The 23,065-nt window shown below is 59.1% G+C and carries 20 protein-coding genes; 4 read left to right on the top strand and 16 right to left on the bottom strand.

The window, feature by feature from the left end:
- Positions 1–423: 423 nt before the first annotated feature.
- Positions 424–1,410 (top strand): LacI family DNA-binding transcriptional regulator, encoded by a 987-nt coding sequence (locus ACQZ6D_RS21070; RefSeq protein ID WP_003518188.1) that lies wholly within the window; start codon positions 424–426, stop codon positions 1,408–1,410.
- Positions 1,411–1,458: 48 nt separating this feature from the next.
- On the opposite strand, the gene ACQZ6D_RS21065 is transcribed toward ACQZ6D_RS21070, so the two are convergent.
- The 4 genes from ACQZ6D_RS21065 to ACQZ6D_RS21050 form a co-directional block, all read right to left on the bottom strand.
- Positions 1,459–3,102, bottom strand: coding sequence for a Na/Pi cotransporter family protein (locus tag ACQZ6D_RS21065; RefSeq protein ID WP_448730093.1), 1,644 nt, complete (start codon positions 3,100–3,102; stop codon positions 1,459–1,461).
- 97 nt (positions 3,103–3,199) lie between these two features.
- Complete coding sequence (locus ACQZ6D_RS21060) at positions 3,200–4,882, bottom strand: metallophosphoesterase family protein (protein WP_448730094.1); 1,683 nt, start codon at positions 4,880–4,882, stop codon at positions 3,200–3,202.
- Entirely contained in the window at positions 4,876–5,484 is a 609-nt protein-coding gene (locus ACQZ6D_RS21055; protein WP_038494860.1) for a dual specificity protein phosphatase family protein, read from the bottom strand. Before ACQZ6D_RS21055 ends, ACQZ6D_RS21060 begins: the two co-directional genes overlap by 7 nt.
- A gap of 53 nt (positions 5,485–5,537) precedes the next feature.
- Positions 5,538–6,377, bottom strand: a complete 840-nt coding sequence (locus ACQZ6D_RS21050; RefSeq protein WP_038494857.1) for an inositol monophosphatase family protein — start codon at positions 6,375–6,377, stop codon at positions 5,538–5,540.
- Positions 6,378–6,592: 215 nt separating this feature from the next.
- On the opposite strand from ACQZ6D_RS21050, the gene ACQZ6D_RS21045 reads away from it, so the two are divergent.
- Both ACQZ6D_RS21045 and proP read left to right on the top strand, forming a co-directional pair.
- Complete coding sequence (locus tag ACQZ6D_RS21045) at positions 6,593–6,889, top strand: PRC-barrel domain-containing protein (RefSeq protein ID WP_003518197.1); 297 nt, start codon at positions 6,593–6,595, stop codon at positions 6,887–6,889.
- A gap of 185 nt (positions 6,890–7,074) precedes the next feature.
- Positions 7,075–8,595, top strand: coding sequence for a glycine betaine/L-proline transporter ProP (gene proP / locus ACQZ6D_RS21040; protein WP_162696607.1), 1,521 nt, complete (start codon positions 7,075–7,077; stop codon positions 8,593–8,595).
- A 65-nt stretch (positions 8,596–8,660) separates the two neighbouring features.
- Here the strand turns inward: proP and ACQZ6D_RS21035 are convergent, their stop codons facing one another.
- The 9 genes from ACQZ6D_RS21035 to ACQZ6D_RS20995 form a co-directional block, all read right to left on the bottom strand.
- Positions 8,661–9,386, bottom strand: coding sequence for an SDR family oxidoreductase (locus ACQZ6D_RS21035; RefSeq protein ID WP_112292319.1), 726 nt, complete (start codon positions 9,384–9,386; stop codon positions 8,661–8,663).
- Between the two features lie 55 nt (positions 9,387–9,441).
- Positions 9,442–11,052 (bottom strand): FGGY-family carbohydrate kinase, encoded by a 1,611-nt coding sequence (locus tag ACQZ6D_RS21030; RefSeq protein WP_448730095.1) that lies wholly within the window; start codon positions 11,050–11,052, stop codon positions 9,442–9,444.
- 25 nt (positions 11,053–11,077) lie between these two features.
- Positions 11,078–11,809 (bottom strand): SDR family oxidoreductase, encoded by a 732-nt coding sequence (locus ACQZ6D_RS21025; RefSeq protein WP_013762241.1) that lies wholly within the window; start codon positions 11,807–11,809, stop codon positions 11,078–11,080.
- Positions 11,810–11,847: 38 nt separating this feature from the next.
- Positions 11,848–12,825, bottom strand: a complete 978-nt coding sequence (locus ACQZ6D_RS21020; protein ID WP_003518202.1) for an ABC transporter permease — start codon at positions 12,823–12,825, stop codon at positions 11,848–11,850.
- On the bottom strand, positions 12,815–14,317 hold the full coding sequence (locus ACQZ6D_RS21015) for a sugar ABC transporter ATP-binding protein (RefSeq protein WP_013762240.1): 1,503 nt from the start codon (positions 14,315–14,317) through the stop codon (positions 12,815–12,817). Before ACQZ6D_RS21015 ends, ACQZ6D_RS21020 begins: the two co-directional genes overlap by 11 nt.
- 71 nt (positions 14,318–14,388) lie before the next feature.
- Positions 14,389–15,300, bottom strand: coding sequence for an ABC transporter substrate-binding protein (locus tag ACQZ6D_RS21010; RefSeq protein ID WP_013762239.1), 912 nt, complete (start codon positions 15,298–15,300; stop codon positions 14,389–14,391).
- A gap of 96 nt (positions 15,301–15,396) precedes the next feature.
- Positions 15,397–16,281: an AraC family transcriptional regulator gene (locus ACQZ6D_RS21005; protein ID WP_003518205.1), complete on the bottom strand. Its 885-nt coding sequence runs from the start codon at positions 16,279–16,281 to the stop codon at positions 15,397–15,399.
- Positions 16,282–16,659: 378 nt separating this feature from the next.
- Positions 16,660–17,697, bottom strand: a complete 1,038-nt coding sequence (locus ACQZ6D_RS21000) for an NAD(P)-dependent alcohol dehydrogenase (protein WP_448730096.1) — start codon at positions 17,695–17,697, stop codon at positions 16,660–16,662.
- A 295-nt stretch (positions 17,698–17,992) separates the two neighbouring features.
- A complete protein-coding gene (locus ACQZ6D_RS20995) occupies positions 17,993–18,583 on the bottom strand; it encodes a TetR/AcrR family transcriptional regulator (protein WP_003518207.1) in 591 nt (196 codons plus the stop codon).
- 121 nt (positions 18,584–18,704) lie between these two features.
- Between ACQZ6D_RS20995 and ACQZ6D_RS20990 the strand changes: the two genes are divergently transcribed.
- Complete coding sequence (locus ACQZ6D_RS20990) at positions 18,705–19,931, top strand: MFS transporter (protein ID WP_448730097.1); 1,227 nt, start codon at positions 18,705–18,707, stop codon at positions 19,929–19,931.
- A gap of 84 nt (positions 19,932–20,015) precedes the next feature.
- On the opposite strand, the gene ACQZ6D_RS20985 is transcribed toward ACQZ6D_RS20990, so the two are convergent.
- From ACQZ6D_RS20985 to uxuA, 3 genes are read right to left on the bottom strand one after another with little or no spacing between them, the layout of a single operon-like run.
- On the bottom strand, positions 20,016–20,858 hold the full coding sequence (locus tag ACQZ6D_RS20985) for an amidohydrolase family protein (protein ID WP_448730098.1): 843 nt from the start codon (positions 20,856–20,858) through the stop codon (positions 20,016–20,018).
- Between the two features lie 25 nt (positions 20,859–20,883).
- Entirely contained in the window at positions 20,884–21,873 is a 990-nt protein-coding gene (locus ACQZ6D_RS20980; RefSeq protein WP_065705758.1) for an aldo/keto reductase, read from the bottom strand.
- Entirely contained in the window at positions 21,870–23,063 is a 1,194-nt protein-coding gene (gene uxuA, locus ACQZ6D_RS20975; RefSeq protein ID WP_003518211.1) for a mannonate dehydratase, read from the bottom strand. The genes ACQZ6D_RS20980 and uxuA overlap by 4 nt, the downstream gene beginning before the upstream one ends.
- Between the last annotated feature and the right edge of the window lie 2 nt (positions 23,064–23,065).

The raw sequence follows: 23,065 nt of genomic DNA, 5'->3' as shown, positions 1-23,065 counted from the left end.
GAGCAATGCGTCAATGCTTCAGCAGCGGGCACATCAGGCCCGCGAGCAACGATGATCCAGCTCCTCCCGGAAACATCGCCGGCAAGCAAAACGTGGAATAAATATTCCATATAGCGCTTAACCTTGGAATGCATGATCCATCCTAAACGGCATTTTGTCAACGAAAAAATGCACACGTGATCATTGATATATGCCATTGTTTTTAAAAGGTTTTATTGAACGTGTTTTGCAAATTTTCTTATCGACGCACACGCAGTCATTTTTTCTCGCAGAATGAAAATGGAAAGGACGATATATTTGCCGGCGAAAGCGAGAACCGCCTTCCATCAGCAAGAGCGCTTCGCACCTGAAATATTTCGATTGGAATAGTCGGCCCTTATGGCCTGTGATATCAGACATGTGGTTTTGCAACGGGGAAGTTGAATGGCGAGAGGGTTCGTGACGGCCGAAGAGGTGGCGAAAAAGGCTGGTGTCTCGCGCTCCGCCGTCTCGCGCACATTCACCCCCGGCGGCAGCGTATCGAAGGCCGTCCGGCGCAAGGTGCTGAAAGCCGCGCATGAGCTTGGCTACCGCGTCAACCGTCTGGCCCAGGGCCTCAATAATGACCGATCCAATCTCATTGGGGTGGTCGGTGCCAATCTCAGCTCGCCGTTTATTTCAAAACAGCTCGACCTCCTCAGCATCGGCCTTCTGCGTCGCGGCTTGCAATGCCTGCTGCTGAATGCGGCCGATGCACGCAAGGATATCGCGCCGCTGATCGAACTGCTTTTCGAGTTTCGCGCGCAGGCCATCGTCGTACTCTCCGGCGAGCCGCCAGCCTCTATCGTAGACGAATGCATTGCCAATGGCGTGCGCCTCATCCTCATCAACCAGCGCCTCGACCGGACCGATACGAACATGGTGCTGAGCGACGATTCCCACGGCGCCGATCTCGCCGCCATGCGGCTTGTGGCGGCAAAATGCCGGAAGGTCGCGGTCGTTTCCAGCGGCAGCCAGACACCGGCACAGCTGCGCCGCGCCGGCGCTTTCACCCAGCGCATGAGCATCGAGGGTATCGAGGTCGTTCCATGGTCGGGCGGTCCGACGAGTTATGACAGCGGCTATCAGGCAGGCTGCGAGTTGCTGACGGACAAGACAATAGACGGCGCCTTCTGCGTGACTGATCTGCTGGCACTTGGCTTCATGGATGCAGCAAGGCTAGAGATGGGCCGCCGAATTCCTGAAGACCTGTCGATTGTCGGTTTCGACGATATTCCGCAGGCGGGCTGGAAAAGCTATCAGCTGACGACCGTTGCCCAATCCTTTGACGCGCTGACCGAGAAGGTCCTGACCGCCCTCGACAGCGACGAGCCCGAGACCCGGCTTCAGGTCGTGCCCGTTGAGATGGTCGAAAGGATCACCGCGCGCTAGAAGAGCACTCCTGGGCAAAAACCACAGCGCCGTTTTACTGGCATGGCTTCAACCCGCCTGCTTGATCCGGCTTTCGATCAGGAGACCGCTTTCATCGAGGATCGGATGTGCGACGGCGGCGATATGGGCGTTGATGCGCTTCAGATCGCGCAACATGTCGAGATGCACTGAGCTTGTCTGGATGCTGTCGGTCAGGCCGTCGCGCAGGCGCTGGAGATGTCGCTCCGATGACTGTTTTTCCAGCCGGCGCACGTCTTCCTTCACCTCCACCAGCCGACGGGCAAGGTCGGCATTGCGGGTGGCGAAAACGGATTGCGCCATGCGGATATTGTCGAGCGTGATGGAGAATAGACGTTCCAGCTCGCTTTTGCCATCATCGGAAAACCTGAGACCAAGATTGATCTTCTTGGCGATTTCCGGGCGGATGCCCTTCTCGATGATATCGCCGATATGTTCGAGATTGATGGCATATTCAACGATATCCATCGCACGTCGCTGATCCTTCTGGCACAAACCGTCCTGGCCCACCTTTGAGACATAGACCTTGATGGCATGCTGGATACTGTCGACCCGGCCTTCCAGCGTACTGATATCATTGAGCTTGGAAAGATCGCTGTCGCGCATGGCGTCATTCGCCTGACGCAGCATGCGCTCGATCAGGTCACCAACCAGCATGACCTCGCGGCTTGCACCGGCAAGCGCCGCAACCGGTTGACCCAGATCATGACTGTCGAGATAGCTGCGGCGGCTTTCGGTTCCCTCTTTTTCCGGCAGCAGCGCGGTCGTCATCCGCAGCAACAACGGCGATAGCGGCCATGCGATCGCGGCAACAGCAAGATTGAAAAGGAGATGCGCATCGACCGCTAGATTGGCGTGCGAGAAAGGCGACATGTCGAGCAGTGCCGCGCCGTACCCGGCAAGAGGCAGGGCTGCGACACAGCCGGTGGTCCGGACGATGAGGTTGCCAAGCGCCACCCGGCGCGCCGCGACCGGCGCCTTCAACGTCGCCAGCACCGGCGGAACCGCGCCGCCGAGATTGGCGCCGAGTACCAGCACGATAACGAGGCTTGTTTCAATGCCGCCGCTTGCCGCAAGCGAGAGTATGAGGACGACGATGGCAAGGCTCGATGATGCCAGCACGGCCAGCACCGCGGAAAAGATCAACGCGACCGGCCAGGCATTGCCGAGCATGGAAATGAAGAGGTTAAGCGCCGGCGACTGCCGGATCGGATCCGTCGCCGCGGAAAGAAGATGCAGGGAAAGCAGCATCAGGCCGACACCGGCAAGGGCAGCACCCGCACCCTGCCGCTGCACCGACTTTCCACGCAATAGAATGACACCGGCAAGGATCAGCATCGGCGACAGCCAGCCAAGACCGAGTGCGACAATCCACGCGGTCGTCGCAGTACCCACATTCGCGCCGAGCAGCACGATTTGCGCCATCGCCGGTGCGATCAAGTCTTTTTCAACGAAGGAGGCAACCATCAGCGCCGTGGCTGTCGAACTCTGCAGGGCGATCGTCGCCACAAGACCGGCGACGAAGGAGCGAAACCCACCCCGTGTACCGGCGGCAAGCCCGATGCGAAGCTTGGCGCCGAAGGCACGCGACATTCCGTCCTTGATCTGCCCAAGGCCGAAAAGCAGCAGCGCCACCGCGCCGAACAGATTGATGCTGACAACGACCGATTCCACTAGATCACCTCGCCTGTCCTGCTTGCCGCCACTCTTTCCCGAGGGGACGTTGATCTGCCCCGTTCACATCGCGGATTGCGTCGAAAAAACCTACGGATCACACCGCAACGGATTGGAGTTGCGGTGTGAGACGGAGCTCCAGATGCCGCAAACCGCCTTCGGCACGGTCGAGAAACAGCCCAAGGGCACCGAAGAAGATTTCGATAAAACTCTTAACCGAACCGTCATGGTGATCGGGCTCACGGCCGAACCGCTCCGCCAGCATCCGGTAAAGGGAAAGCCGTTGAGGCGCGATATGGACAAGCGCCAGCCCCGCGCCCTGACGCAGGCAATACCAGTCAGCAATAAGCTCGAACATCGGCAGATCGGAGGAAAGCCCGGCATCATGCGAAGCAAGGCTTTTTTCACCAAGCAGGCCGATAACCTCGGATATGGTTTTATCCGCAATAGCCGCCACGATCCCGGCTGGCCACTCCTTGGTGAAATAACGATGCCTGATAAGCGCGCGTTTGTGGCCAAGCAGGAAATCACCATAATTGCCGGCCGCAAATGCGCGGTCCTCATCCTCGCCCGCAAGTGCCATTTCCTGCGCATACCCCCGGCAAATGCGGCGGTTTATCGGCAGCGCGGCCATTTCCACCGTCTCGACGGAAATCTCGTGCTGCTGGGGATGAACGACCTTGAAGGCGGGTGGAAAGGCAACCAGAGACGGCACAGCGATATTGGTGAGCGAGGTTTCCCCTTCCCCACGCCGGGTTACGCCTTCCACATGCAGATGTCCGCTGAAATGGACTTGGAGCCCCGCCTCAACCAGCGCATCCTCAACCGCCTTGCGCGGCGTGCGACGCACCACGTTGGTTTCGCCGAACAGCGCACTTTCGGCACCGCTTGCGCCATCGAAGGGATCGAGCGCCGGATAGTGCGAAAAGCCGAGCAAAGTCTTGCCGAGCGCCTGCGCTCTTTCGCGCACATCGGCAATCCAGTCGATGATGAAGGGCTTGCAGCGCAAAAGCGCATTCCAGCCGCCAGAGGTACTGTCGGTGAAAGCCGCTTCCTCACCCGTCTCGAAAGTGCCGTCAAGCGGTTCGAAAATATTGGCGTCGATCATGAGCAGCCAGAGGCCCGGCTCCGGCTCAACCAGATAAGATGCGTCCATCAGCCGGTAGATATTGGTGCCATCGGGGGAAAGCACCTCGTAGAGACGATCTTCCGTCGCATCGGAAAGCCCGAACGGTGTTTCCCAATGCAGATAGTTCGGCTGGCGGAAATATCCGAAAGCCGCCATCGAGCCAAGGCCAACGGGGTAGCCTTCGCAATACATCCGGTCGCTGATCACCACCCGATCACCGGCCCGCCGCGCATCGCTTGAAACGGAAAGGCATTTGCCGTTCTCCGTCAGAAACTCCTTGGTATGATGTCGGCCACGCGGGCCGAAAATATCGTGGTTGCCGGGCAGCGCATAAAAGGCAGTGCCATGGGTATCACGATGACGCTCCAGAATACCCTTCAGCGTTTCGGATGTCGCGCGCTGGCCGTCGTCGGTATAGTCGCCAAGCAGCACCACATGGCGAATGCCCCGCTGCCGCACTTCTTCGAGTGCAGCATGCAGCGCATCGGCGCTTTCGTTGAAAACACGGGTGGATTCGCGTGTATCCGACCAGCTGCGCATGGTGATGCGTTCTCCATCGACCTCTATGCCGGGAAAACCGAAATCGGCCGCCGTGTCATGGAAATGGGCGTCGGCAATGACGGCGACGGAAGGAAGCGTGCGTTTCAGCATGGTTGGACAGTCTTTCTGCCTTCGACCATATCGATCCAGTCGGAAGCGCGGCGGGCAGCAGCATAAAGCATCGGTTTCGGTGTCTCGAACCATTCGTCCGGCCGCAATTCCCGCTTCGTGCGGATCACAGCCAGTGCATCGTCGAGGTTAGGGTAAAGATGCGGCTGCTGCTTGTGCAGGAAAAGCGCGACCAGCGATACCGAGCGGCTGCGGCCGCTGCGGCAATTGACGAGCACATTGCCGCCATCGGGGAACGGATAGGTTTCGCGCTTCGGCATGGTCTGCCGCAATGCGCCGTCGAGAATATAATAGGCCCCCAGCATCATCGTGTCCGGACTGCCTTCGCCGTCGATAAGACCGAGCTTATAATAACGGATGTCGCCATACCCCACCGCGCACCTGTCGCCATCTTCCGCCAACGCCTGCACGAGATTGATATCCAGATTGACGGCGCAGTTGACGACGGTGGTAATGCCGTGCCGGTGAAGGAGCCCAAGGTCGCTCGCACCATCGCTGCCGCCGATATAGAGCGCAACGTTACGCGGGCCGAGCCCTTCCGCAATCAGGCTGATCGCAGGCCGGGCATAAACGGGTCCATCCATCTCATTCCTCCACATGCACCAAGCACCCTTCACGGACGGGCGCTCGTCTAAACTCAGGCCGATACGGCCCGCTGCCGATCCGAAGGCTGCCGCTCTGCCAAAGGTATCTTCGATGCCCGGCTGACGCCGCTTGCAACACCGCTGGCTGCGGCCAGCACCGGCCCGCCATTTTCAAGACTACCGATCTCCAGGAAAGGGCAGACGTCGCCGCCAGCTTCGCTGACGAGTAGCAGTCCCGCAAGACAATCCCATGAATTCATGTGCAATTCGAGATAGGCATCGGAGCGGCCATCGGCCACATAGGCAAGCGCCAGCGCACCGGAACCGGCGCGGCGCACGTTGGTGCCCATATCGAGCAGGTTCTTGACGACATCAAGATAGGTGGCATTCTCGATACGGGTCGACCAGCCCATTTCGATTGAGGCCGCATCGAAACGTTCCGTCTGCGCAACCTGGATCGGCTGCCCGTTACGCGTTGCCCCCTCGCCGCGTCGGGCGAAATAAAGTTCATTCAGAGCCGGATTATAGATAGCGCCGATTTCGGTTTGCCCGTTTTCGACATAGGCGATGGAGATGCAGAAGTGCGGAATGCCGCGGGCGAAATTTGCGGTGCCGTCCACGGGATCAACGACCCAGACGCGATCACCGATCACACCGCCGCCCTCCTCGCCGAAAAAACTGTCCTTAGGAAAGCAGGCAGAGATCGCGCCGCGAATATGCGCTTCGGAGGCTGCATCCGTCACCGTCAGAAAGTCCTGCGGGCCCTTCATCGAGAAGCTGCGTGTCGCCTCGCCCTGAAAGCCTTTCAGCACCAGTTCCCCGGCGGAAAGAATAACGCTGCGGCACAGTTCGGCACGGGCTGCCAACGTATCCGGATAAGGCATCAGGTCCATGCGGAATAACCATCCCTCAAAAGATTGAACACGCGTTCATATTGCACACGTGTTCAATCTTTTCAAGCGTGATTTTGTGGCGGGCGGTCCGCTGGAGTTCATACCAGTCCCCTAAGCATTCAGACAACCGGTTTAGCCCAAAATCCCCCAGACGCGATGGAACGGTTTTGCACTGCGGGAGTTTCCATATCGCAACCCAAGCAGGAGGAAGAAAAATGGATCACGCCAATCACGTACGCCTCGTTGAAACCGAACTGACCCCGTCGGTTCTGGAAGGTGCAACAGTTTATGGCGCAGATGACCACAAGGTCGGCAAGGTCGATCATGTCCATGGCGTCGGCGCGGCAAGCACCGCGATCATCGACGTCGGCGGCTTTCTCGGCATCGGCGCAAAGCCCGTCGCCGTACCGCTCAGCGATCTCGATTTCATGCGCGATGAAGACGGCGATGTCCACGCGATTACCTCGTGGACCAAGGATCAGCTCAAGGAAATGCCTGAGCATCACCACTAATCTTTGAAAAACGCCCGGCTACCAGCCGGGCGTTCTTTTTTCTCCTGTCGGGCGACCCCGCCCATACTCCCCATAAGATGAGCTAAGGCCCGATTGTTCTGCCGACCGATGGAACGCTTAAGCGTATCGAGCATTTTCATGGCGCTCAAAAAATTCGGGCGCAATGCAGTTCAGGGGGACAGTGATTGAACAACCAGATACAGGCCACTCCGCTGAGCATCGACGACGTCACCGTCATCGATGACGAGAAGGTCAAAAAAGCAGTTACGGCAGCCGCTCTCGGTAACGCGATGGAGTGGTTCGACTTCGGCGTATACGGCTTCGTCGCCTATGCCGTCGGCAAGGTCTTCTTCCCTGACGCGTCACCCGCCGTTCAAACGGTGGCGGCGCTCGCAACCTTCTCCGTCCCCTTTCTCATCCGCCCATTGGGGGGCGTATTTTTCGGCGCCATGGGCGACAAATTCGGGCGTCAAAAAGTCCTCTCACTGACAATCATCATCATGGCCGCGAGCACCTTCTGTATCGGCCTCATCCCCGGTTATGCCACCATCGGCATATGGGCACCCATTCTGTTGCTGTTATGCAAGCTTGCCCAGGGGTTTTCCGTTGGCGGCGAATATACCGGTGCGGCCATTTTCGTGGCGGAATACGCACCTGACCGGAAGCGCGGTTACCTTGGAAGCTGGCTCGACTTCGGCTCCATCGCCGGCTTTGTGCTTGGCGCGGGGCTCGTCGTGCTGCTCAGCACCGCGATGGGTGAAGCCAAGTTCCTCGACTGGGGCTGGCGCATTCCGTTCTTTCTGGCGGCACCCCTCGGGCTGATCGGGCTTTATCTGCGCCACGCGGCAGAAGAAACACCAGCCTTCACCGAACGCCTGCAGCGCTCCGAAGAAGAAGACCGGCAGTCGCTGAAAGAGCGCCCCATGGTTCCCATCGCCGAGATCGTGAGCCAACATTCCCGCTCGCTGGCAATATGCATAGGCATGGTCCTCGTGACCAATATCACCTATTACATGCTGCTTACCTACATGCCGACATATCTGTCGAAGACGCTGAATTACAGCGAGGACCATGGCGTCCTCATCATCATCGCGGTTATGGTTGGCATGCTGTTCGTCCAGCCCGCCATCGGGCTTTTGAGCGACCGGATCGGACGCAGGCCGTTTCTGGCGGTTGGCAGCACGGCGATCCTGTTTCTTTCACTGCCGGCATTTCATCTCATCGCCAGCGGACAGGTTGTTCAGATTTTCTTCGGCCTGCTTATCCTGGCGGTCGCACTTAACTGCCTGATCGGGATCATGGCATCCACCCTCCCGGCCCTTTTCCCGGCCCGCATCCGCTACAGCGCGCTGGCTATCGCGTTTAATATTTCGATCATCGTTGCCGGGCTCACGCCGACACTCACTGCATGGTTGGTGGAGGTAACGGAAAATATCTATATGCCGGCCTACTATCTCATGGTCGCGGCCATCTTCGGCATTGTGACGACATTTTTCCTCAAGGAAACCGCCAACCGGCCGCTTTATGGCGACACGCCGAATGCATCTAGCCGAAAGGAAGCGAAGTCGCTTCTTGCAGAGCAATATCTGCACATCGAGAAAAGCGTCGATGAGATAGACGACGAATTGCTCAAACTTGAAGAACAGAAGGAAATTCTTCAGGCAAAACGCAACCAGCTGGTTGGCAGACATCCGGATCTGACCTGAGCGGATATCCAGTCCTGGAATAGGATGCGCGGCGATGCATTTGCAGCCCGCGCATCCCTTAAACGTCAGACGGCGAGGAACCCGCCATCGATGGGCAACACCGCGCCGGAAATCATGCTGCTATCATCTGACAGAAGCAGTGCGATGCTCTGTGCCACGTCTTCGGCCTCGGCAAAGCGCTGCAGCGGATGGCGAACCATCATCGGTGCGCTCTTGGCCGGATCGTTCCATGCTTCGGCAGCCAGTTCAGTCAGCGTGATGGTCGGCGCCACGGCGTTGACACGGATGCCGTGCGGCCCGAGTTCCTTGGCAAGAACGCGGGTCGCGCCTTCAAGCCCCGCTTTCGAGGCCGCGTAGCAGAGATGATCCTGAAAACCGCGATGACCGGCAATTGACGTGATGTTGACGATTGCGCCACCGCCGCCCTTTGCGATGCGGGCACGGGCGAATTCCTGGCAGGTGACGAGCGCGGCACGCAGATTGATGCCCAGCACAGCCTCATAACCTTCGTCGCTCATATCAAGCACGCTTTCGAGCACGTTGATGCCGGCGCTGTTGATGAGAAAATCGCATGGACCCGCCTCGACCATCGCGGCCCGCGTCGACGCCACATCTGCGAGATCGACACGGATCGAGCGTCCGCCGATTTCGCTTTTCAGGCTGTCGAGATCAGACTGGGTCCGGCTGATTGCCACGACCTCAGCACCGCGCGCGGCCATCAGGATAGCGCAGGCACGGCCGATGCCCTTGCCTGCGCCGGTGATGATGACGGATTTTCCGGAAAACTGCATGGAATCCTCTTTATTTTGCGGCCAAGACGGCCGGACGATGGAAGCGTGTGGCGCTTCAGGAATGGTTTGCGGAACGAATGGCGCGCGCCGCATTTTGCAGTGCCAGAAACGCGTCGTAGCGTGACTGGTGCACTTGGCTGAATGCAGCGTCCGGTGCCGAATATTTGGCAATACGCGACATGGCGGGCTTTGCGGAAATCAGGTCGGGATAGGCCTTGGCAGCAACTGCACCAAGCATTGCCGATCCCAGAAGCACCGGCTCCTCGCATTCAGTGAGTTCAACCGGAAGCCCCGTCGCATCCGCCAGCAATTGTCTGGCAAGCGGATGCGCGCCCGCGCCGCCGCTGACACTGATCGTTTCCACGGGAGCGCCATGACGCGCCTGCGTCTCGATGATCTGGCGAAGCCCGTAACCGAGGCCGAGAAGCCCCGCCACGTAAAGCGCGACAAGCGAATCCACCCCCGTCTCGGTGCCGTAACCGGCAATGACGGCACGGGCATGAGGATCGGCGAAGGGCGCGCGGTTGCCGAGGAACTCCGGCACCACGTGAAAATTCTCGGCAATCTTTACGGCAGCGGAAGCAGACGTGGCCAAAGCCAATGCACGGTCGGCAAGCCATGCAGGTAATGAATTGCCTTCTTTTTCGGAAAGCGCCTTTGCCTCTGAAAATGCCGGGTGCAATTGCACCAGATAATCAATGGCCGCACCGGCGGCGGATTGGCCGCCTTCATTGAGCCATGCGCCGGGAACCATGGCGGAATAATAGGGACCCCAAACACCCGGCACGAAAGCCGGCTCCGAGGTGGTTGTCATGGTACAGGAAGAGGTACCGAAGACGTAACCGAGGCACCGCGAAGCGTCGCCGCCCGCAGCCACCGTGCCGACACCCCCGGCATGCGCATCGATCAGACCGGCGGCAACGGCAGTTCCAGTAACCAGCCCCATGGCTGTTGCGGCCTCATCGGTCAAACCATTACCCAGCGCCGTGCCTGGATGAACGACGCTTTCACCGATACGGCGGAATCCCTGCTCCGCCAGATCGCCAAGCCCGATGCGGGTGAAATATTCCGCATCCCAACGTTCCTCATGGGCGAGATAAGTCCACTTGCAGGTAACCGTGCACGCGGAACGATCGAGCGCGCCTGAGGCTTTCCAGGTCAGGAAGTCCGTCAGGTCAAAGAAGTGCTCGGCGCGCGCATAGATATCCGGCCTGTTTTCGCGAAGCCAGAGCAGCTTGGGCGTCTGCATTTCCGGGGAAATCCGGCCACCGACATATTTCAGAACGGCATGTTCGCCCGCATTGATCCGCTCCGCCTGTTCGACGGCGCGGTGATCCATCCAGACGATGATATCGCGCTCTGGATGATCCGGCGCGCCGACCGGAAGGGTCTCATCCTCAGGCCCGCGCACCACGAGCGAGCAGGTGGCATCAAAACCAATGCCAACCACGGCTGCGGGATCTATGCCGGCGCGCGAGACACTTTCCCGCACGCTGTCGCAAACGGCTTTCCAAACCTCACCACTCGATTGTTCGGCTATGCCGCCGTCTTCACGATGCATCGTGATCGGGCGCTTGGCGGTGGCCAGAAGCCTGCCCGCCACATCAAAGACACCGGCACGGGCAGAGCCGGTACCGACATCGACGCCAATCAGGTAGGAAGCCATTTGCGATACTCCTTGGGAGTGTAGTTTAAACGCGGTCGAAGTTGGTGGGCAGCACCAGCATGTCGCGGATGGTGACGGTGCGCTTGCGGGTCAGCATGTAAACAACCGCATCGGCCACTTCACTCGCGTCGATGAGGCTACCCGATTCCTTGGCCTTGCGAAGATTTTCTTCCGGCCAGTCTGCCAGAAGGGCCGAGACGACCGGGCCGGGAGAGACCTGCGCGACGCGCACACCATGCGGGATCATCTGGCGACGCATGCCCTGCACGAAGCTGGTGATCGCCCATTTCGAACCCGAATAGACCGGCTCCCAATAGGTCGGGAAATGTCCGGCGATCGAGCAAGTGACGATGATGTCGCCGGTCTTGCGCTCCGACATGTGCGGCACGACGGCCTGTACATTCTTCATCACGGCATTGACGTTGAGGTTCAACATCTTGTCGATGGCTTCCGGCGTGGTTTCGGTGAGATCGCCACCGATATAAGTGCCTGCGTTGCAGTAGAGAATGTCGATGTGATCGACCTTCTCAAGGATTTCCGGGATCATGGCATTGCAGCTGTCTGCATCCAGAAGGTTCGTGACTTGCGCGATGGCGCGCTTGCCGAGTTTACCGACAAGTTCATTCAGGGCTTTCTCGTTCCAGTCGACCATGACGACGGTTGCACCGTTTTCCAGCAGTGCCTCGGTGGTGGCTAGGCCAATACCGGACGCGGCGCCGGTGATGACCGCGATCTTGCCTTGCAGCAATTCAGACATTTAATTCTCCTGCTTCTTTTGAAATATGACGTGTGGGCTCAACGCCAGTCGCGCCCGATATAGATGGCGAGCAGAATGATGCCGCCCTTGATGACATCCTGCAGATAAGGGTTGATACCCATGAGATTGAGGCCGTTATTCAGGATGCCGAGCAGCACCGCGCCGATAAGGGTACCAAGAATGAGCCCGCGTCCGCCGGCAATCGCCGTGCCGCCGAGAACCACGGCCGCAATGGCATCCAGCTCGAAACCGACACCCGCATTGGGCTGTCCGCTCATAAGCCGGCCGGTCAGAATGAGAGCTGCAAGCGCTGCCGTCACGCCTGAGATACCATAGACGGCAAGCTTGACGCGCCGGGTCTTGACGCCGGAGAGGCGCGCGGCCAACTCGTTGCCGCCGAGTGCATAGACATGACGACCGAAAGCCGTACGCTGCAAAAGCACCCAGGCCACGGCGTAAATCACCACCATGATGATAACAGGCACCGGCACGACGCCAACGCGACCGACGCCAAACCAGGAAATCCAGCTCGGAATGCCGCTGACGGGATAACCGCCGGAGTAGATGAGGCCGAGACCGCGCGCCATTCCCATCGTCGCAAGCGTGACGATGATGGCCGGCATCTTGCCCCAGGCGACAAGTGCTCCGTTGAAGATACCGATGCCAAGTCCGATGAACAGCCCGGCCGGCAAGGCGAGCGACGCAGGCAGGCCGGTATTCACCATCAGGCCGGCAGACAACGTGCCGACCAGCGCCATGACCGCGCCGACCGACAGGTCGATGCCGCCTGTGAGGATGACGAATGTCATGCCCACGGCCAGAATGCCGACAACTGAAACCTGTCGCAGCACGTTCATGATGTTGTTCACGCTGAAGAAATTGTCGCTCGCAAGACCCATCAGGATCGATACGACAATCAGGCCCGCCAGAGGCAGGGCGAGTGGCGAGCGCAGCATGCTGCCAAGGCCGAAACCGCTCGTCTTTTCGGCAATGCCGGTATTTGCATCAAGCGACATGTTCAACCCTCCCGGTGGTGGCGTTTGTCATTATTGTTTCTGAATTGATGTCTGCGCCCTCGACGGTGGCGACGATGCCCCCGGAGCGGAACACGCAGACGCGGTCCGACATGCCGATCACTTCCGGCAGCTCCGAAGAGATCATGATGATCGAATAGCCCTTGGCTGCGAATTCGCGCATCAGCGCATAGATTTCCGCCTTCGCGCCGACATCGATGCCGCGCGTCGGTTCGTCGAAGATCAGGACGCGCATGTCATGGTTCAGCCAGCGGGCGATAACGATCTTCTGCTGGTTTCCACCGGACAGCGTGTCCACGCGGGCATAGGGTCCCTGTGCCTTGACCTGAACCTGCGCCATCGCCTTTTTCGTGTGCTCCAGCTCTTTTTTCAGGTCGATAAACCAGTGAGCCTTCTGGTACTTGCGATAGTTGTTGAGGGAGATGTTCTGCAGGATGGAGAAACTGGTGATCAGACCCTCTTCCTTGCGGCTTTCCGGCAGCAGGCCAATGCCGCGCATCAGCGCCTCATCCGGGCCGGAAAAGCGGGTCTCGACGCCATCGACCTTGATCTTGCGGCGCGAAGCGGAATGCGCGCCAAGCATGGCCAGCACCGTTTCCGTGCGCCCGGAACCGACAAGCCCGGCAAAACCGAGTATCTCACCCTGCCGCAGGGTAAAGCGCGAGACCGGCCCGCCTTTTTTCAGTTGAAGCTCTTCGACCTCGATCACGTTGCGCGCAGCTGTATCGATCTTCGGTTTGGGCGGAAAATTGGCCTCGATGCGCCGGCCGACCATCATCTCCACCAGACGGTCATTATCGACGTCAGAGGTGAGGCAGGAGCCGATGAGTTCGCCATCACGCAGGACGGTGATGCGGTCGCAGATCTCGAATATTTCCTCGAGATGATGGGAAATGAAGATGATAGCGACACCCTGACGCCGCAGCTCGCGCATGACCTTGAAGAGATGCTCGGTCTCGGACGGGGTAAGCGTCGCAGTCGGCTCATCGAGAACGAGAATACGGGCATCGAGTGAAAGCGCCTTGGCAATTTCCACGAATTGCTGCTGGGCAACGGAAAGGCGGTGCACCGGCACATCGAGCGGAACGTCCACGGCCAGACGGCTCATGATTTCGGCGGCACGTTTACGCATCGCGCGCTTGTTCAGCAGGCGCAGCGGTCCGCGGATTTCGCGTGCCAGAAACATGTTTTCAACCGCATCGAGATAGGGGATCAGGCTGAATTCCTGAAACACGATGCCGATACCGGCGGCAATCGCCTCGTCGTAATTGGCGAAGCGGCGGTCCTTTCCGTCAATGCGGATCGTGCCCTCCGAGGGCTGCAAAATGCCGCACAGGATTTTCATCAATGTCGACTTGCCAGCGCCGTTCTCTCCCAGAAGCGCATGCACCTCGCCGGCGCGCGCCTGCAGGTCAACGCCGCGCAGGACCTCGATCTTGCCGAAGCTTTTTCTTATTCCATTCAGTTCCAGCATTTTACCCTCCTCGATGGTCGGGACATGTCCCGCCCCCACACGAGGCGGGGACGGGACCTGGGGAGGAATTCTTACCAGCTGAAGTCGCCGGCGTTCTTGCTGTCAACGACCATGACGTCGATCGGTACTTCCTTCGGAACGACGCGGGCGCCCCACTTCTGGGCAAGCGCCATGGCAAGGCCAACGCGCACCTGGTCACGCGGGAACTGCGCGGTCGTTTCGATGAAAGGACCGCCGTCGGCAATTGCCTTCACAGCTTCGGGAGCACCATCAACCGAGGTCAGCTTGATGTCCTTGCCGGAGCCCTGGATCGCAGCGAGTGCACCCATTGCGCCGCCATCATTCACCGAGAAGATACCGGCGAGGTTCGGACGGGACTGGATCATGTTTTCAACGACGCCGAGCGCAACGGAGCGGTCCTGACGACCATTCTGCGTGTCGACAAGCTTGATATCGGCAAATTCGGCAAGCGCTGCCTTGCAGCCTTCGACGCGCTGCAGGATCGGCACGACCGGGATACCGTCGAGGATTGCGACTTCACCCTTGCCGCCGAGCGCATCACCGAGATGCTTGCAAGACTTGTAGCCTGCGTCACGGTTCTTCGAGCCGACGAAGGTGTCGACCGGGCCGTTTGCGTTGGCGTCGACAGCAACGACAATCACGCCGGCAGCTTTGGCAGCGTGCACGGCGGCTTCGATGCCGGCGCTGTCGGTCGGGTTCAGGAGCAGGATGTCGATCTTCTGCTGCAGCATGTCTTCCACGTCGGAAATCTGCTTTGCCACATCGTGGCCGGCGTCGGTGACGACAACATCAGCGCCGATGCTTGCCGCGGCTTCCTTCAGCGCTTCCTGCATGGACACGAAATAGGGGTTGTTCAGTTCCTGGAACGTCATGCCGATTTTCAGCTTGTCCTGTGCTAGCGCCGGAGCGGCCATCATTGCAAGTGCGGCCGATGCCATCAGGAACTTGGATTTCATTCTCATAGTAACTTCCTCCCGTTTGGAAAATCTGGGCAATAAGAGCCCGTTTCCGGACAGTCCTCTGCCCGAATTGGTGAAAAATCCGCGATGTATCTTGGTTTAATCCGCCATGACCGCTGCCTTCTGGGCCGCGAATACCGTACGAAACCTCGATGGCGACATTCCCTTCAGCTTCAGGAAATGCCTGTTGAAATTCGAAAGGTTTGAAAAGCCCACGTCGTAGCAGACTTCCGCCACCTTCACGTCCTGATCCACCAGAAGCATCTGGCAGGCCAGATCGATACGCAGCTGATTGCGATAGCGCACCAAAGTCGTTCCCGTATGTCGCTTGAAGGCACGGGAAAAGGCACTCTGGCTCTGGCCAACCATGTCGGCCAGATCGATTTCCTCGACCTGTTCGGTCAGGTGCTGGCGCAGATGCGACAAGGCGCGGTTGATGCCGCTATCGCCGATGCCCGTCAGGTCCAGCTCGTAGCTCAGGCTCGCCAGCACCTCGGGCGCCGGCGCATTGACCAGCAGATCGAGAATTTCCCAAAAAATCGCAAGACGCTTCAATCCCTGCGCCTCGATCAAACGCAGTATCAGCGGGCGAACGCGATCGCTGGTCTCATCGTCGAACAGAATGCCGCGGCGGCTGCGGTCCAGAAGGGCGCGAACTACCTCCATCTCGGACATGGAAGCGCAGGCATCCTCGATAAAAGCTTCCGGAAACTGGATGACGAGAGAGCGCGTTGGAACGATCTCGTCCGGCTCGATCTCGCTGATCCAGTTTTGGGGGAGATTTGGGCCAGTCATGATTAGCTGGCCCGGGCCGAAGCGACCGACGAAATCGCCGATGTAGAACGTGCCTGACGTCGCCACGACCAGATGAATTTCATATTCGGGATGGTAATGCCAGCGCACGGTGCGGAACGGATAGCCATGCCGCCAGGCGGCGAAGGATTCGCCCTTGCGGATATGTACCAGTTCCAGATCGGGCTGCATCGATGTTTCCTCCCATCGGTCACGTCCGCCGTATTCGCGGAGCAAAGCCATTCCTCTTTATGGCTCGTCCCAGGCGTTGATGGGGAGCATATGGCCTGCGGCACATTTACTTCCACATCATACCGGGGAAATTACCGATACTTTTTTGACTGTTTTTTGTCAGAAATTGAAGAGTGCCGTGCATCCGCCGACAACTAAGCCAGCGGTTGCGCCCATTTTTTCGCGCAGTTGCACGCCATACGCCCAGAAAATGCGCATCTTAAAGATCGAAGTGATGATTTTTTAAAGCTCGACCCGCCGATCACCGGCAGGTCGAGCTTATACTTTTCCGAAGGATTTTTGACGCCCCTGCATCGGCAGGCGGCTTGCCGGAAGCGATTATTGCGGCATCAGAATTTGCAGCTTCACGTCCGTTTCCCTTGCCTCCACCGCACGGTCAAAACCGGCAATGCTGTCTTCGAAGGCAATGGTCGCGGAGATCAGCGGCTTCAGATCGACCTTGCCGGACGCGATGAGAGCGACCGCACGGTCATACACATTGGCGTAGCGGAAAACCGTCTCTACCCGCAGCTCTTTTGCCTGCAAGCCGACGATATCGACCGGCACCGGATCGACCGGCATACCGACGAGGACGATGGCGCCGCCGGGACGTGCGAGTTTCGCCATACCGAGCACGGCGGGTGCAGCGCCAGAGCATTCGAAAACGACATCGCAACCCCAGCCATCCGTCGCATCAGCCACGGCCTGCGACAGGTCACGTTCGCGGATGTTGACGGTCTCGATGCCGTCATAGGCTGCGATGATATCCAGCTTCGGCTGGGCAAGATCGGCAACGATCACCTTTGCGCAACCGCCGGCGAGCGCCGCCAGCGCAACCATCATGCCGATCGGACCGGCACCCGTCACGATGGCAACATCGCCGGGCTGAATACGCGCCCTGAGCGCTGCCTGCATGCCGATGGCGAAGGGTTCCACCATGGCGCCTTCGGCAAAGGAAACGTTGTCGGGCAACTTGTATGTAAAGGCGGCGGGATGAATGACTTCCGGTGTCAGGCAACCGTGAACGGGTGGCGTTGCCCAGAAGCTGACCGCCGGATCAACATTGTAAATGCCAAGCTTGGAAGCGCGCGAGGTCGGATCGGGAATGCCCGGCTCCATGCAGACTCGATCACCCGCCTTCAGATGCGCAACCTCGGCACCGGTCTCGATTACCGTTCCGGAAGCTTCATGGCCCAGCACCATCGGCGCATGCACAACGAAATGGCCGATTTTGCCATGGGTATAATAATGGACGTCCGAGCCGCAAATCCCGACGGTATGGGTACGGATGCGCACATCCTTGGGTCCGAGCTTGCCGGGAATGTCGAACTCCCTGAGCGAGAGCTTTCCTTTTTCTTCCAGCACCAGTGCTTTCATCTCATCCTCCGTAGTTTGCGAAAGGCCTTACAGCGAATTCAAACAGCGTGATGCGATGCAATTTCGACAAAAGTAAACAGAAATCAGCCGGATCGGCCGGTTTTTCTTCAAGGAGGAAAAACTGTATCGATGAGCCCGCAATTTCTTATCATCCCTGGCGCGCCAACGAGTCTACGGGGGAGAGAGACAGCACGATTCGCTCAGCGCGCTTCGGGGAATATCGCCGGCTCAGGGTTACCCACTCAGCCGGAACGAGATTGACACTGATGTGTACGCAGAACCGGCGACAAGCGGATCAGCGTGTGATCCTCAGCCCTTCCAGAAAGGTGCGGAAACTGTCGACGGCGCGTTTCGAGGTCGTTTCGGGGTCGTCGGAATTCGCGATCCACTGGGCTGCACTGCTGCTCGCCGCATTGATGAAACGCGCACAGGCCTCCGGATCAATGTCGACGATCGTCCCTTCCTGCTTCAGCGCATCGAGACTTCGCGCAACGGCCGAGATACAACCATTGGCATTTGGCCAGCGTGAAGGGTCGCCGAGAACGGCCGGTCCATCACGGAACATGATCCGCTGGATTTCCGGCTCCAGAGCCATGAGAATGTAACCGACATTTTCCTCGACAAAACCCTCCCAACGCGTCGCGGCCCTAGACGAGATGTCACAGAGCCTTTTCGTCATCTCGGCGTCGATCTCACCCACAACCGCCAGCAGCAGGCCTTTCTTGTCGCCAAAATGGTGATAGAGCGCGCCGCGGGTCAGCCCTGCTTCGGCAGTGAAGTCGTCCATCGAAGCTTCGGCATAGCCGATGCTGCCAAATGCCTTGCGGCCAGCGACCAGAAGCTTCGCCCGCGTCTCGGCAATCATTTCACTGCGAGGTTTGCGCATTTTTTCTCCGAATTCTACATACGTCGCGTATACTAGTTGACATGCGCGACGTATGCAATTATTTCATTTGCATACGCCACGTATGTTTGTGGTGGGTACTCCCTAAACAAGGTGCATCCCGATGTCTAATCCATATAGAGAAATTTTCCGGGCTCCGGGCGCCAAAGGCTTTTCCGCCGCAGGCTTCTTTGCCCGTCTTCCGATTGCGATGGCACCGATCGGCATCGTCGCCATGCTTTCCCAGACCCATGGTGAATATTGGCTTGCCGGTGCGGTCTCGGCAACCTTCGCGCTGACCAATGCCGCGGTCGCTCCGCAGATTTCCCGATTGGTGGACCGCAAGGGCCAGAGCAGCGTCCTTGTCCCGGCCACCATCATATCGGTCATCGCCTTTGCTATCCTGATTATCGCGACCAACCAGAGATGGCCTGCCTGGACGCTCTTTCTTTCGGCCTTCCTCGCCGCGGCCATGCCGAGTATTCCCGCGATGATGCGCGCCCGCTGGACGGAAATCTTCCGTGACCGGCCTGAGCTGAACACTGCTTTTGCATTTGAATCCGCCGCCGACGAACTTGTCTACATCGCCGGCGCCTCGCTCTCCGTCGGTCTCGCGGTCTCACTCTTTCCGGAAGCAGGTATGATGATCAGCACCGCCTCGCTGGCACTCGGTACCTTTGCCTTTCTGCTGCAACGATCGACCGAACCCAAGGTACGCAGTTTTGAAAGTGGCAGCAGGCAACATTCGGCTATCCGGCTGCGTTCGGTCCAGATCATCACGGTCGCCCTGATCTTCGTAGGGTCCACTTTCGCCACAGCCGAGGTAAGTGCCGTTGCCATCACCAAAGAACTCGGTCAACCGGAAGCTGCCAGCCTCGTCATCGGCGTCTATGCCATCGGTTCGTTTGTCGTCGGCCTGCTTCTGGGCGCGATCAACCCCAAAATGCCGCTGCAACGGCAATTGCTGATCGCCGTCAGCGTCCTTGCGCTCACCGCGCTGCCGCTCCTCTTTGCAAGCACGACAGTTTCCCTGCTTGCCTTCGCCGTATTCCTCAGCGGCGTTGCAATCTCTCCCATCTTCATCACAGCATTTGGCCTGATCGAGCGCCGCGTGCCGGAATCGATGCTGACGGAAGGCGTGACCTGGGTGATGACCGGCATCGGTATCGGCATGGCGCTCGGCGCCTTCATTTCCGGCTGGGTGATAGATAATTTCGGCCCGAGCAACGGCTTCTGGGTATCGATTGCCGCCACCCTGTCGACAGTCACCATTATCAGCCTCGGTCAGCGCAGCCTTTCTGGAGAGGCCAACCGCTCTGCGACGACAACCGCAGCGCAGCCAGCCGAGTAAAGCACAGACGTATGAAGCGCGCGCCGGCGCGCTTCTTGGCATAGCCGGCCGACGCAATGCACAATCGGCATGAAAAGCTGCACGCTATGTCGCCAAATAAAACAGTCTGGCATTGCGGTGGCCGATCGATGCCTGCTCGTCGGGCGAGAGCGTCGAAAGAAGCTCACTCGTCATACCGATCCATTCCGGTAGACCCGAGCCGAGATCGACCACCGGCCAGTCGCCGCCCCAGACCATTCTCTCAGGTCCGAACAGGTTGAGCACGGTTTCCACATAGGTTGTCACGCTTTCCAGCGTCGCGCATCCCGGTGCACAATAGGCGGTGATGCCGGAGAGTTTGACGAAGAGATTGGGCAGCGTCGCCAAGTCGGCCATACGCCCGCTCCACTCCCGAAAATCGTTTCCGGCAATGTCCGGCGTGCCGCAATGGTCGAGCATGAAGCGCACATCGGGGCAGGCCCCGACAAGTTCGGCGGCAATAGCAAGCTGGCGGGAATGAAAACACAGATCGACCGGCCATCCGGCCTTTCCAATCGTGCGCACGTTTCGTCGGTAATTTTCCTCGCGGCTGAGATCGTCGGGCATGACGTGGAGAATGCGCCGGAAACCGACCACGTTGAGGTGGCGGCACTCCTCCAGCCAGGCTTCGAAACCATTATCCGTTTCCGGTCGGCAACTGGCGATCTGGCCGAACATCGGCAAGGCACCCTCGCCGATCATGCTGGCGATGAGGCGAGCCTCGGCCTGATAGTCGCCGTCATCCACCCCGCTTTCCATGAAGATCGTGCCGACTACGCCACACCCCTCGACAAGCGCTGCGTAATCAGCCCGGGTGAAGCTTCCCGCAAGGCTGGGCTCCCCTCGTGTCCAGGCATAACCGAGCTTGCCTCGCAAGATCAGATGCTGGTGAGTATCGATCAGATCCATGGCGTCCTCCTCCCTGTCGTTGCGGTCAATTTTCGAGGGCGAGCGCGTCGAAACCCGCCCAGGCGGCGTCCGGCACGGCCGTTTCGAAAATAGACAGGTTGCGCAAAAGGCTGTCCGGTTTTGCGGTGCCGATCAGGACACTTGCGACATCGGCATTTTGCAGCGGAAAATGCAGGGCAGCGGCCGCAAGTGCAACCCCGTGCCCGGCAGCATGGAGCTCCATGGCGCGCACCCGCTCCATGACATCTGCTGCTGCTTCACTATAGTTGAAAGTCGCACCCGGCCTTGCACCCGTCGCAAGAATGCCAGAGTTGAAGACGCCGCCGATGACGAGCGAGGTGCCGGTTTCCGCACAACGCCCCAGCAGCTTTGCTGCAGCCGACCGGTCGAGCAGCGTGTAACGACCCGCCAGAAGAATGCAGTCGATCTCGTCTATCTCCATGAGGTTCAGACAAGCCGGAACCTCATTCACGCCAAGACCGAACGCGCCGATCCGGCCTGTCGCCTTCAACTCGTGCAGGGCCTCGATGCCGCTTTCGGTGAATATCCTGAAATGATGGCGATAGGCCTCTTCCCCAAGCGTGGTCTCCTCCAGATCGTGGACATAGAGAATATCCACTGAACCGAGACCAAGCCGGGCGAGGCTTTGCTCATGCGAGCGCATGATGCCATCATAGCTGTAGTCGTATTCCACCACGAAAGGCAGTGCATCGACAAAACCGTAATCCGGTGTCACGCCCGCTTCAGCCGGTTTCAGAATCCGCCCGACCTTGGTGGACAGCACGAATTCGTCGCGTGGTTTCCCCTGAAGAAAATCCCCGAGGCGGCGTTCGGAAAGGCCCTGCCCGTAATAGGGTGCGGTATCGAAATAGCGGATGCCGGCGTCCCAGGCGGCTTGCAGCGTCTCCATCGCATCTTCGCGGCTGACGCTGCGATAGAGATTACCGATACCGGCCGCGCCGAAGGAAAGTTCGCTCAGCGACAGCGCCGTGCGACCAAGTTTGCGGGTTTTCATGCGGCACCCTCCTCGCGGCGAAGCTGGCGCTCAATGGTGCGGATGACGCCGCGGAGTTCGCCGAGCCCCTTCATGCGGCCAATGTAGGAATATCCGGGATTGGTCTTTTTGGTGATGTCATCACCCAGCAGATGGCCGTGGTCAGGCCGCATTGGAATATTGGTGCGGCGGCCAGCCTTGGCGGCGGCCCGCTCCTCGCGCAACAATGCCTCGATGACTCCAATCATGTCCGTTCCGCCATCCAGATGATCGTCCTCAAAGAAGGAACCATCCGGCTCAACGGTCACATTCCGAAGATGGGCGAAATTGATGCGAGACGCGAACTCCCGTGCCATCGCCACAAGATCATTGTCGCTGCGGGCGCCGTAGGAGCCGGTACAAAGGGTGATGCCATTGTTCGGGCTTTCAACGGCCGAGAGAATGGCGCGAATATCTGCAGGTGTCGACACAACGCGCGGCAGGCCGAACAGGGAGAACGGTGGATCATCAGGGTGGATGCCGAGATGCACGCCCACCTCTTCCGCCACCGGCACGACCTCTCTCAGAAAGGCCAGAAGATTGCCCTGCATGGTCGCGCTGTCGACGCCATCGAACGAAGCAATCAGAGCGGCGATGGATTCGCGCGTCTGCACCAGGGCGCCGCCCGGCAGGCCGGCGATGATGTTACGCTCGAGAAGCGACTGGTCATCTTCGCTCATTTGCGCAAAACGCTTTTCGGCTCGCGCCACGAGCGCAGGATCGTAATTTTCAGCAGCACGAACACGCTTCAGGATGAAGACGTCATAGGCGACGAAATCCGCCATTTCGAAGCGCAGCGCCAATCCGGTATTGCGTGCCTGCCAGCGCAGGTTCGTGCGTGTCCAGTCCACCACCGGCATGAAATTGTAGCAGACGACGGGAACACCCGCGCGACCGAGACGGGAGAGTGTATCTTTCCAGCGCGCAATCGCCTTCGGCGCATCGGCATCGCCGCGCTTGATGGACTGTTCCATCGGAATGGATTCGCAGACACTCCATTCCAGACCGGCCGCCTCGATCATCGCCTTGCGTTTGGCGATCTCTTCGGCCGGCCACGCCGTGCCGTCGGGGATCTGGTGCAGCGCCGTTACAACGCCGCTGGCGCCGGTCTGCCGCACATGCTGCAAGGTGATGGGGTCCGATTCACCGAACCAGCGCCAGGTTTCCTTCATAT

It is taken from the genome of Agrobacterium sp. 22-3639C2 (assembly GCF_053522105.1).
The sequence above is the reverse complement of the archived record's forward strand: the minus strand, read 5'-3'. Positions and strand labels throughout refer to the sequence as shown.